Consider the following 11,634-nt stretch of genomic DNA (forward strand, 5'->3'; position numbering starts at 1 on the left):
ACGGGTTTTAGAGATGTGGTCTCCCTGCGCTGGCATGATCCAGATCAGGTTCGACGGTCGAAGCTTGGCAAGCTTCCTCTCAGCCCGGTTCACCGGACTCCCGTGTTGCTTCGACCCTAGCGCACACACGCAGCAGGCTCGCCGCGAGTCGTGAGGGCGGGCGAGCGGGAGTGAGGGCGCTAGGCCTGGCCGTGGCTGGCGCGGGAGCGCCGGGAGAGCGAGTCGATGATGACCGCGAGCAGCAGCACGGCACCGGTCACCATGTAGCGAATCGATGAGTCGAGGCTGAGGAGTGTCAGTCCGTTGGAGATCGACTGGATGACCATGATCCCGAGCAGGGCAGAGTACGCGCTGCCGCGTCCGCCGAACAGGCTGGTACCGCCGATGACTGCAGAGGCGATTGCGAGCAGGTTGACGTCCCCGCCGCCGCTCGACAGGCTCGCCGATGTCAGCCGGCCCGCTGCAAGAAGGCCGCCGAGCGTGGCAAACATGGTACCGAGCATCAGCACCGAGATGTAAACCCGGTTGACCCGGATGCCGGCGCGGCGTGCCGCCTCCACATTCCCTCCGACTGCATAGACGGAGCGCCCCCACTTCGTGCGCGTCAGGAAGAAGTTCATCACTACAACCATCACCACGAAGAAGACGAACATCAAACCGACGCCGCGATCCTGCGCCAGATACGAGACGGCGAGCACCAGCACGACCAGGAGGAGGCCGGCCTTGATGAGCATGACCGTCATCGACCCTGTGGAGAGGCCGGCTTTCGCGCGACGTCTGTCCCGCAGCCAGTCGGTCCCGAACAGGCCGATCACGGCCAGCCCGGAGATCGTGTATGCCAGCCACGGCGGCAGGAACATCCCGGTCGCGAACTGTACGATCCAGGAGTCGTATGGAAGGTTGATCGATCCGTTCGGACCGAGAACTCTCAGCTGCAGCCCGAGGAAGGCCAGGAGCCCGGCAAGCGTGATCACAAACGTCGGCACGCCAAACCGGGTGAACAGGAGCCCGTATAACAGTCCGATGGCAGCACCTACGGCAAGCGCCACCAGAATCGCGAGCCAAACCGGCCAATTCAGCTGCGTCAGCCCGACGCCAAGGATCGCAGCAGCCAGACCGCTGATCGAGCCGATAGAGAGGTCGATCTGGGCCACCAGCAGCACCAGCACGACCCCGATGGCGATGGTGCCGGTCGCGGCCGATTGCAGCGCCAGGTTGACCAGGTTGTTGGCCGAGAGGAAGTTGGGATTGAGGAGCTGGAAGATGATCCAGATCAGCACGAGGCCGATGACGACAGGGAGCGAACCGAGGTCGCCGCCGCGCACGCGCACCCCGAAGCCGCGCACGGCACCACGAATGCCCTCGCGTTCGATCAGGCGCTCGTCTTGTCGATCCGTTGCCTTCAGCGTCTGGTTGGTCGGGGTTGTCATGCGTCTGCGTCCTCTCCCCCGTCGCGCGCACTCGCGCGGCGCGTGACGGCGTTGTCCGTTGCGCCCGTGATGGCAGCGATGATCTCTTCGTAACTGACCTCTGGCACGTGGAAGTCACCGTTGTTGCGTCCGAGCCGCAGCACCACGACACGGTCGGCGACAGCCTGCACATCCGCCATGTTGTGGCTGATCAGCACGACACCATGCCCGCGTTCGCGCAGGCGCTCGATGAGGTTCAGCACCTCGGCGGTCTGGGCGACGCCGAGAGCCGCAGTCGGTTCGTCGAGGATGATGACCTTCGGTGCGCCGATCAGCGACCTGGCGATCGCCACGGTCTGGCGCTGGCCGCCGGAGAGGGAAGCGACCGCGATGCGCACCGACGGGATCTTCGCAGACAGCTGCCGCAGCAGCTCCCACGACCGCTTCTCCATCTCTTCCTCGTCGAGGGTGAAATCGCCGACCTCTCGACCGAGGAACAGGTTGGAGACCACGTCGAGGTTGTCGCAGAGCGCGAGGTCCTGGAAGACCGTCGCGATACCGAGAGAGCGAGATGCCGCCGGTGAGGGAATCGATACCTTGCGGCCTTCCCAGGTGACGGTTCCCGCATCTGCGGGATGCACCCCGGCGAGGATCTTGACCAGGGTCGACTTGCCCGCGCCGTTGTCGCCGACGATGGCGACCACTTCGCCCGGGTACACGTCGAGGTTGATCCCCGTCAACGCCTGCACGGCGCCGAAACTCTTGGCGATGCCGCGCATCGAGAGCACAGGCTCACGTGAAGCGGGCAGTGTGTCTGCCGAGGTGGCTTCCAACGTCACGATCTCTCCTTTGAAACCCCGCCCGGTTGGCGCCGGGCGGAAGTGAACCCGGTCGGGGTGGCGAGGCACCCCGACCGGGTAATCGGACAGGGACTACTTCACCCCTGCTGCTGCACAAGCGTCAGCGTATTCTGTCGTGCAGATCTCTTCCGCAGTGTAGAAGCCGTCGTCAACGACCGAGCTCTGGATCTTGTCGACAGTGACCGCCACCGGAACCAGGAGGAACGACTGGATGTCGGCTCCGCCTGCGGTCGTCACGGTCGTTTCGCCGTCTGGCGTGTTGCCGTTGATGAGGTCGACAGCGAGTTCCGCCGCCTTCTCAGCTTCGGGTTTCAGCGCCTTGTACACGGTCATGTACTGGTCTCCCGTGAGGATCCGCTGGATGCCGGCGAGCTCGGCGTCCTGTCCGGTGACGGGAGGCAAGGGGCTGACTCCGGCTGCCTTGAGCGATGCGATTGCGCCGCCTCCAGTGCCGTCATTGGCCGCGTACACACCCTTGATCTGGCTGCCGAACTGCGTGATCTGGCCGGCTACCCAGTCCTGGGCCTTTGACGGTTCCCAACCCGGGGTGTCGAACTCGGCGAGCACGGTGTACCCGCTGGCGTCGATCACCTTGTGCGCGCCGGCCTTGAACTGCGTCGCGTTGTTGTCGGTCGGCGAGCCGTTGACCATCAGGATGCCGCCGTCACCGGGGGCAACGCCGTCGGCCTTGAGCTTGTCGACGATGGCCTGGCCCTGCAGTTCTCCGACCTTCTCGTTGTCGAACGAAATGTAGTAACTCGAGTCAGCGCTGTCGATCAGGCGATCGTAGGAGATGACGGGCACGTCCTGCGCCTTGGCCGCATTGACGATGGCGGCCGCGGCCTCACCGTCGAAGGGGTCGAGAACCAGAACCTTCACGCCCTGGGTGAGCATCGACTCAGCCTGTTGCTGCTGCTTGGCCGCGTCTCCGTCGGCATTCGCGTAGAGCACGGTGCAGTCGGGGCAGAGCTCGGCGACCTTGTCTTCGAAGTAGGGCTTGTCAGCGCTCTCGTAGCGGGCGGTGACGGAGTCGGGAAGGAGTAGGCCGATCTGGGCGCTGTCAGCGCCTTCTGTGCTGTCCCCGCCGGATGTCTCAGCAGCGTTCGAACACGCCGCCAGAGCACCCAGGGTAAGCAGGGCGGCGGCTGCGGTCGCGACCGCTCTGGTGGTGGAAATCTTCATTGAATAACCTCCGATTCAGGCCGCGGCAATGGCGGTGGCATGAGCCTGTCACTTGCACACCTTGGCGTCAAGTCCTGAACTCAAGGATTTTGGTAACAGTCAGGCGACGATTGTGACCGTGCCGATTGCGTCTGGGCCGATTGCATCTGTGTCGCTTGTGTTGTTGCCGATTGTGTCGGTGCTGACGGCGATCTGGTCGATGGCGAACGACACGGCGCCGAGCGTCGCGGCCCGCACCCCGAGCTGACCCTGCACGATGTCGGGCAGTGCGTCGTCTCCGACGATGACCGAACGCTCGGTCGCGTGCCGGATCGGGCCGAGAAGCAGTTCACCTGCCTTGGCCAGTTCACCCCCGATGATCAGCCGCTCCGGGTCGAAGAGATTGCAGAGGTTCGCCGCGGCGACGCCGATGTGGCGGCCGGCATCGGCGATCTCCCTGGCACAGCCCGGATCGCCTGCCATGGCGCGGGAGACGACATCCCCCAGCTTGAGTGCACCGTGCGTCGGCCGGAGGTGCTCGAGAATCGCGGGCCCGCCGGCGATCGCCTCCAGGCATCCGCGGTTTCCACACCGGCACAGCGGTCCGTTCTCCCTGATGGTGGTGTGCCCGAACTCGCCCGCGCTGCCGTTGTGGCCCCGGAAGACCTGACCGTTCAGGATCAAGCCGGCGCCGATCCCGTCGCCGACGTCGATGAAGACGGCGTCTCGCCTGCCTCGGGCGGCACCGAGGCGCAACTCCGCGAGGGCCGACAGGTTTGCGGCGTTATCGACGAAGACCGGACTGTTCATGCGCCTTCTCATGACGTCGGCGACCGGCACGCCGTCCCACCCGCGGAGGATGCCGGAGCGCGAGGTGGTGCCGTGCTTGCTGTTGAGGGGCGCGGGGAGCGCGATCCCGACCGCGAGCACCTCCTTCATGGAGGCGCTCACCGATTCGAGCATGTCGACGACCAGCAGCGCGGTCTTGTCGAGCTCGTAGTCTGCCCGATGGTCCTTGGCGAGCGGAACGTGGTGCTCTGCGACCACCTTCTGCGCGACGTCGGCCAGCGCGACGCGCATGTGCCTGGTGGAGAAGTGCACGCCGACCACCAGGCCGAGTGCGTGCGCGAGTGTGACGTATTGCGCGCGCCGGCCGCTTTGTGTGGTCGGCGAAGTGTGCAGCACGCCGGTTCCGGAGAGCTCCTTGACAATGTTTGAAACGGATGCCGCGGAGAGACCGGTTACCCCGGCGAGTTCGACCTGGGTGAGACCGCCGTGCTTTTTGACAGCGTCGACGATCCGGCCTCGGTTGGCTTCACGCAATGAAGTCTGCGAGCCCGGTGTCCGCCTTTGGGTAACCACGGAGATCACGATACATGCCGGTCGGTCGCGGCGCCATCGAGGCGGTGCGCGTCACGACCTGCGACCGTGTTCGGATCAGGAGCCGGGCTTCGCGGCTGCGACGATCGCAGCGGCATCCGTCGCTCCCAGCCCACGGAAGGCAGGAGTCAGCCAATTCGCTACCCGCTCGGCGAGATCGGCGCGCGCGGAGAGCCGATCGGAGACCGACTGCACGCCGAAGAACGCGGCGACGAGCGTCCAGGCGGTGGCCTCCAGGTCGAATCCGGGATCGATTTCACCGTCTGCCTCCGCATCGCGCAACGCACCTTCGATCACGGACATCCACCGCACGTAGGGGGTCGGCAAGTCGACATCCGTCAGGCGCTCGGCCTGGAGTCGCACGGCGGCCCTGACGTTCGTGTTGCCCTGGAACGCCGCCGCCACACCGAAGCAGGAAGCGGCAATGAAACGCAGCCCGCGATCGGGAGCGCGATCCGAGTCCTCAGTGCCGATGAATGGGCGCTCGGTGTAGGTGCTGGCAACGAGCGCCTGGGCCAGCAACGCTTTGGAGGCGAAATGATAGGAGATGAGGCCCTTGGTGGTGCCCAGGCACTCGGCCACACGCCCCAGTGACGCACCGGAGTACCCGCGCTCGTCGAATTCGCGGCCGGCGGCGCCGAGTATGCGCTCGCGGGTGATTCGACCACGTTCCTGTGCCACGGCATCCTTCAGTCAGTCGGCGATGGACGTCGCCGATACCCCCAGTCCCAGTGTATTCAGCACAACATGGCCAGGCAGGTCCGCGGCCGTTCCACGCTGCGATTCGAGATCGTTATGACCGATGTCGGCGCCATGTCGTAGATTATTTGGACGAGCGACCAGTTAACTGTCACCGGCAGCACCGTCCGACTACATCGCCGACAATAAGGAAGACAACGTGGCTCTGAACTTTGGGTACCGCTCCACCGGAGCCGGATATCTCGAGGCGACTCCGGCCGCCGTGGCAGCCGCCCGCACGCTGCTTGATGTTCACCGGCTGGGCTACCTCGGCCTCGACACGGCACCCGGCTGGGCGGAACCGATACTCGAGTTCGTCGTGCGCGCACGCGCCATCGACCCGCAGGTTGTGCTGATCAGGTTTCTGCCGGGCACCGACCTGGCCATTCTCTTCCAGTCGCCTGCAAACCGCGGCGAACTCATCAATGAGGCGCTCGACGAGTCGCTCGCATGGCGCACGTGCTCGATGTGCGGTCGGCGGGGGCGCACGCGCGTCCGCGGCCCGCTCGAGCTGACGGCATGCCGTTCGTGCTGGAAGGCCGCTCGGCGGGCTGCGACGACGGCACTGCGGCCCCGGGCCTGAACTCGCTCGACTACTTCGAGTCGAATGCTGCGTGCTGGAGGATCCAGGCGTGCATGGCCACGGCGGCAGCGGCCGAGGCGTTGATCGACCGGGTGGAACCGAACTGGCTGATCTCCACCACCGCATCCGCTGCTTCGATTGCCGCCTCGCTCAGGCCGGGTCCCTCCTGGCCGAACAGCAGCACGCAGCTCCGCGGAAAATCGAACGTCTCGATGATCACGCTGCCCGGCACATTGTCGATGGCGATGACGGGAAGGCTCTCCGCCTTCGCCCACTCGACGAACGCCGCGACATCGGCGTGGTGCACGACGTGCTGGTAGCGGTCGGTAACCATTGCGCCGCGTTTGTTCCAGCGCTTGCGACCGACGATGTGCACGGTGTCGGCGGCGAAGGCGTTCGCACTGCGCACGATCGACCCGATGTTCATGTCGTGCTGCCAGTTCTCGATGGCCACATGAAACGGATGCCGGTGCTCGTCGAGATCAGCCACGATCGCTTCCATGCTCCAGTAGCGGTAACGGTCGATGACGTTACGGGTGTCGCCGCGTTCGAGGAGCTCCTGGTCGTAGTGGGGGTCGGTCGGGTGCTCGCCTGGCCACGGTCCCACACCGTGGGTGGAGAGCTCTGGGGTCGGGCTCTCTGCTGGGGTTGGGTTCTCTGCGGTTGGCTGCTGCGGCTCGGTCACTGCTCAACCGTATCCCGCGCGCTCCGTCTCACCGTCTGTACCGTTCGACGGAGAATTTGCTCGATTCCCCCGAATACCGACCAAAACATCCTGAAATCACCAAAATCTCCGTCGAATGGTTTGCCCAGTTCTGGTAGAGCTGGCGGAGGCGGAGACGGTCTTTCGGGTGGCCTAAAGATTAGCGTATGATTTCGGTATGCCTAAATCCTCGCCGGTGCTGGAGGCCGCCCCCAAAGGCGGGAGCGCGGCATCCGTTCGCCTGATCTGGCTACTCGGCCCCGCCCTCGTCGCCGGGGTCGCCTATCTCGACCCCGGCAATGTCGCCAGCAACATGACCGCGGGCGCCCGCTACGGCTACCTGCTGGTCTGGGTGGTTGTCGCGGGGAATGTGATGGCCTGGCTGATCCAGTACCTCTCGGCGAAGCTCGGTATCGTCACCGGAAAGAGCCTGCCAGAGGTGCTCGGCCTGCGCCTCCGCCGCCCGCTGGCCAGACGCCTCTATTGGCTGCAGGCAGAACTCGTGGCCATGGCCACCGACCTCGCCGAGATCATCGGCGGCGCGGTCGCGCTCAACCTGCTCTTCGGTCTCCCACTGCTTGCCGGCGGAATCATCACCGGCGTCATCTCGATGCTGGTGCTCACCGTGCAGACCCGGCGCGGGCCACGCACATTCGAACGGGTCATCGTCGCCCTGCTACTCATCATCACTGTCGGCTTCACCGCCGGAGTGTTCCTTGCGCCGCCGGATGTCGGTGGTGTCGTCGCTGGGCTCGTCCCGCGGTTCGAGGGGTCGAACTCGGTGCTCCTGGCCGCGTCGATCCTGGGTGCGACGATCATGCCGCACGCGATCTACGCGCACTCGGCGCTCGCCCGCGACCGGTTCCCGCAACTGAGCCAGTTGCGGGATGCCCCAGGGACCCGGCGCCTGCTCTGGGCGACGAAGTGGGACGTCACGATCGCGATGGCCATCGCGGGCACGGTGAACCTGGCGATCCTGCTGCTCGCGGCATCCGCTCTGCAAGGCGTGGAAGGAACGGACACTCTTGAGGGTGCATACCGTGCCCTGCAGGCGACGCTCGGCCCGGCGATCGCGACGACATTCGCGATCGGTCTGCTGGCATCCGGACTCGCCTCGACCTCGGTCGGAGCGTACGCCGGCGCCGAGATCATGCACGGGCTACTGCATATTCGCGTGCCGCTTCTGCTGCGCCGGCTGGTGACGCTGATTCCGGCGCTCGTCATTCTCGGTTCGGGTTTCGACCCGACAGAAGCACTCGTGCTGAGCCAGGTTGTGCTCTCGTTCGGCATCCCGTTCGCGCTCATCCCCCTGGTCTGGGTGACCGCGCAGCGCGGGCTGCTCGGCTCGTTCGCCAACCGCTGGTTCACAACGGCGGCCGGCGCCGTGGCCGCTGTACTGCTGGTTGCGCTCAACCTGATGCTGCTGGTGCTGGTGTTCACGGGCACGTAACCCCGGCTGCCGCGCGTGCGGCCTCTGTGCCGTCTCCACCTGCCTCGAGGCGACACGTGGAGCGCACGCGTGAAGCCGGGCGGCGCACTCGCGAGCCGTGAGGGCGAGTGCTTGAATGGGAGGGAAGGAAGTACGAGGCCGAATCATGTCGGATCCGACGAAAGTTCGCAATCAACCCGCGCTGAACCGGGGCACGGGCAACACCTGGCTCGTCATCGGTGGCATCATCACACTGCTGTCGATCATCTTCTTCGCGTTCGGGCTGAACCTGCATCCGGTGGGCGTCGCCCTCGCCGGGCTTCTCGCCGTCGTCGCCCTCTACGCCGGGATGCTGATTGCCCGATTCACCATCAGGCCGGAGCCACTGCGACTTCGCACCCTGGCCGTGCTGCTGCTCGCCATCTCGGTGATCGCCCTCGTCTGCCTCGGCATCCTCGCCTGGACGGAGTGGGGCGCTCTCTGATCCGCCGCCGACGACGAAGCACCTACTCCACTTCTCGGCTCCAGGTGGTGGCTAATTCAGGAGATCCCGGTCGCCGACCTCGGGCCGCCGCACTGGTCCGCGGATGCGACAGCGCGAGTTCCCGATTCTCCTGAATTAGCCACAGACGGGGCGGGATGCTGCGAGTCGCGAGTCGCGAGCTACAGGGCGGGATGCTGCGAGTCGCGGGCGGCGGGTCAGATCTCGTCTGACTCGATCGGCTCCTTGGCAACCAGCTCGTGCACACCGGAGAGGATTTCGTCCGGGCGGAACGGATACCGGTTGATCTCCGCCTCATCGCTGATGCCGGTCATCACCAGGATGGTGTGCAGCCCGGCCTCGATCCCGGCAACGATATCGGTGTCCATGCGGTCGCCGATCATGCCAGTGTTCTCCGAGTGCGCGCCGATCTTGTTCATCGCCGAGCGGAACATCATCGGATTCGGCTTTCCGACGACATACGGCTCGCGTCCGGTGGCCTTGGTGATGAGAGCGGCGATCGCGCCGGTTGCCGGCAGCGGCCCGTCGGCGCTCGGCCCCGTGGCATCCGGGTTCGTGGCAATAAAGCGCGCTCCCTTGGAGATCAGCCGAATGGCCTTGGTGATCGCCTCGAACGAGTAGTTGCGGGTCTCGCCGACCACCACGTAATCTGGATCGTTCTCGGTCATGATGAAGCCCGCTTCGTGCAGGGCAGTGGTGATTCCCGCCTCCCCGATGACGAAAGCCGTGCCGCCTGGCATCTGCGACTGGAGGAAGTCTGCCGTCGCGAGCGCCGACGTCCAGATGCGCTCCTCCGGCACGTTCAGGCCGGAGGAACGGAGCCGGGCGCTGAGGTCGCGGGGCGTGAAGATGGAGTTGTTCGTCAAGACCAGAAACGGCGTGCCGGTATCCGTCCACTGCTGCAGGAGTTCTCCGGCGCCGGGGAGGGCATGGTTTTCGTGCACCAGCACACCGTCCATGTCGGTGAGCCAGCATTCGATCTCGTCACGGGGTGCCATGAGGAGCTCCTCTCGTCGGGGAACTTCAGCCTAGCCGGGGCACGTTACGGGCAGATCACGCCGGCCCGGCGGGCGACGCCGATATGACGGCGGAGCAGGCATGGCGGCACAGCACAGGCGTGGGGACACAGCCCTGCAGTGTCAGACGGTCAGCCAGATGGCTTCCGCCGCGTGGGGTGGCAGCTTCGTATCACCCGAGACCCCGCGCACGACATCGGGCTCGACCACTTCGAGCAGCGTTCCGGGCCCGATGGCTTCCGCCGCCAGCAGCCGCAGTAGTTCAGGGTCACGATCGCTCACCCGCACAACGGTGCCGGAGTGCCCGGGCGCCGCTTCAGACAACAGAATCGCATCGACCCGCCTGACCCTGCCATCGGCATCCGGAATCGGGTCGCCATGCGGATCGCCGACCGGAAAACCGAGCCGCTCATCGATGGCGTCAACCAGCCGATCGGAGACGGAGTGTTCGAGAACCTCGGCCTCGTCGTGCACTTCGTGCCAGGCATACCCCATGTCGCGCACCAGCCAGGTCTCAATCAGTCGGTGCCGGCGCACCACCGAGGTCGCACGCAGGCGGCCAGCATCCGTCAGCGTCAGCGGGCCATACGGAACGTGGGTGATGAGACCGGCCGCGGCCAACTTCTTCACCATTTCTGTGACGGATGACGGCGCAACACCCAGGCGCACGGCAAGCGCCGAAGGGGAGATCGGTTCGTTCTGCCACTCGGTGTGGGCGTAGATGGTCTTGAGGTAGTCCTCGGCCGCCGGGGTGGTGTGTTTCATCCCTTTCAGGGTAGCGGGCGCGGCTCGCGTCAGGCCGATCGCGCGCCAGGCTGCTCCTGCTCCTGCCTAACTTCGAATCAGGCGGCGGGTGCCGGGCCCGGTCCGGCGATGCTCGACGTCAGCGGCTCACCCGACGACCGGCTGACGAAGCAGTAGTAGTTGCGCTGTCCGCCGGTCCACTGTTCGTCGGAGATCGGATAGCTGCCCTGCAACTGCAGGTCGGGGAGCCCGCCTGCCGCGGCGAGGTCGATCACGCCAGGCGCGCTGCACAGCAGGTTGATCTGTGCCGCCAGCGCCTCCTCACCGGGGAACGCCGTGGTTGCGTCACCGGGGAACACGCCACGATAAACTAGCTGCGCGGTGTGCGGTGTCGCGCAATCGACGACGGTGAACTCCTCATCCCACGGCGATGCGTATGGCTCGACGCACTCACTTCCGAAGAGGGTGTCCCAGGCGTGTACCCCGGCAGGCTGCGGCGCGGTCGGCGCCGGTGGCGGGGTCGGCGTGGGGGTCGGCGTCTCTGTTGCGCTCGGGCTCGGCGCAGCCACCGGCGTGCCGCCCACGAGCTGCCGACCGAGGAAGAAGAGCCCGACCAGCACCAGGATGGCACCGAGAGCTGCAGCAACCCAGATCAGCGTGCGGGTCGTGTTCGGGCTCACCGGGCGGCCGGTGCCTCCACCGCCTGTTGGCGGAGTCTGGCCGCGACGACCGCCACCGGCCGGGGCGTCGTGGGCGTCGTCAGTTCCGGAGCCGACGGATGCCGCAGCCGGCATCTGCGTTGTCGGTTGCGCTGTCTGCGTGGCCGGTGTGGCCGGTTGCGCTGTCGGTGTGGCCGACGCTGAAGCCACCGGGGTCGAAAAAAGCCCGGCCTCCCGCTCTTCATCGGTCGGCACCAGCGGCGCCTGCACCGGGGTGGTCCACCACGGGGCCGGCTCAAGATCTGCTTCGGTACGGATGCCGCGGTTGGCACCGACGGCGGGCGTCAGCGACTCCGGACCAAGCGTCTCGGTCTCTGCCAGCAGTTCGGGCGTTACGGCGGGTGCCGGTACTGCCGGTTCGGCGGGTGCCGGTACTGCCGGTTCGGCGGG

At 66.1% G+C, this 11,634-nt stretch carries 11 protein-coding genes, 1 pseudogene and 1 riboswitch; of the genes and pseudogenes, 3 read left to right on the top strand and 9 right to left on the bottom strand.

The annotated features are described in order from the left end of the window. Positions 1-4 precede the first annotated feature (4 nt). Positions 5-114: riboswitch (TPP riboswitch) on the bottom strand. 65 nt (positions 115-179) lie between these two features. The 5 genes from K323_RS0122420 to K323_RS28120 form a co-directional block, all read right to left on the bottom strand. Next, complete coding sequence (locus tag K323_RS0122420) at positions 180-1,430, bottom strand: sugar ABC transporter permease (protein WP_022887500.1); 1,251 nt, start codon at positions 1,428-1,430, stop codon at positions 180-182. Next, on the bottom strand, positions 1,427-2,188 hold the full coding sequence (locus tag K323_RS0122425; protein WP_051147496.1) for an ATP-binding cassette domain-containing protein: 762 nt from the start codon (positions 2,186-2,188) through the stop codon (positions 1,427-1,429). Before K323_RS0122425 ends, K323_RS0122420 begins: the two co-directional genes overlap by 4 nt. A 153-nt stretch (positions 2,189-2,341) precedes the next feature. Further along, a complete protein-coding gene (locus tag K323_RS0122430; protein WP_022887502.1) occupies positions 2,342-3,451 on the bottom strand; it encodes an ABC transporter substrate-binding protein in 1,110 nt (369 codons plus the stop codon). Between the two features lie 99 nt (positions 3,452-3,550). Continuing rightward, the gene (locus tag K323_RS0122435; protein WP_022887503.1) at positions 3,551-4,753 is read right to left on the bottom strand and encodes an ROK family protein; all 1,203 of its coding nucleotides are present in this window, start codon (positions 4,751-4,753) and stop codon (positions 3,551-3,553) included. 114 nt (positions 4,754-4,867) lie between these two features. Continuing rightward, entirely contained in the window at positions 4,868-5,491 is a 624-nt protein-coding gene (locus tag K323_RS28120) for a TetR/AcrR family transcriptional regulator (protein ID WP_022887504.1), read from the bottom strand. Positions 5,492-5,708: 217 nt separating this feature from the next. Here K323_RS28120 and K323_RS0122445 point away from each other — a divergent pair, with 217 nt between their 5' ends. Further along, positions 5,709-6,131, top strand: a complete 423-nt coding sequence (locus K323_RS0122445) for a hypothetical protein (RefSeq protein WP_022887505.1) — start codon at positions 5,709-5,711, stop codon at positions 6,129-6,131. 10 nt (positions 6,132-6,141) lie between these two features. Here the strand turns inward: K323_RS0122445 and K323_RS0122450 are convergent, their stop codons facing one another. Then, positions 6,142-6,816, bottom strand: a complete 675-nt coding sequence (locus tag K323_RS0122450) for a TrmH family RNA methyltransferase (RefSeq protein WP_022887506.1) — start codon at positions 6,814-6,816, stop codon at positions 6,142-6,144. A gap of 196 nt (positions 6,817-7,012) precedes the next feature. On the opposite strand from K323_RS0122450, the gene K323_RS0122455 reads away from it, so the two are divergent. After that, positions 7,013-8,284 (top strand): Nramp family divalent metal transporter, encoded by a 1,272-nt coding sequence (locus K323_RS0122455; RefSeq protein ID WP_022887507.1) that lies wholly within the window; start codon positions 7,013-7,015, stop codon positions 8,282-8,284. Positions 8,285-8,429: 145 nt separating this feature from the next. After that, positions 8,430-8,747 (top strand): hypothetical protein, encoded by a 318-nt coding sequence (locus K323_RS0122460; protein WP_022887508.1) that lies wholly within the window; start codon positions 8,430-8,432, stop codon positions 8,745-8,747. A gap of 215 nt (positions 8,748-8,962) precedes the next feature. Here K323_RS0122460 and K323_RS0122465 read toward each other — a convergent pair whose 3' ends face one another. The 3 genes and pseudogenes from K323_RS0122465 to K323_RS30120 form a co-directional block, all read right to left on the bottom strand. Then, positions 8,963-9,763: an HAD-IIA family hydrolase gene (locus tag K323_RS0122465; RefSeq protein ID WP_022887509.1), complete on the bottom strand. Its 801-nt coding sequence runs from the start codon at positions 9,761-9,763 to the stop codon at positions 8,963-8,965. Between the two features lie 141 nt (positions 9,764-9,904). After that, positions 9,905-10,546 (bottom strand): metal-dependent transcriptional regulator, encoded by a 642-nt coding sequence (locus K323_RS0122470; protein ID WP_022887510.1) that lies wholly within the window; start codon positions 10,544-10,546, stop codon positions 9,905-9,907. Between the two features lie 77 nt (positions 10,547-10,623). Further along, a pseudogene (locus K323_RS30120) lies at positions 10,624-11,634 on the bottom strand (hypothetical protein); the annotation flags it as partial.

Source organism: Glaciibacter superstes DSM 21135 (assembly GCF_000421145.1).
Classification (GTDB): Bacteria; Actinomycetota; Actinomycetes; order Actinomycetales; family Microbacteriaceae; genus Cryobacterium; species Cryobacterium superstes.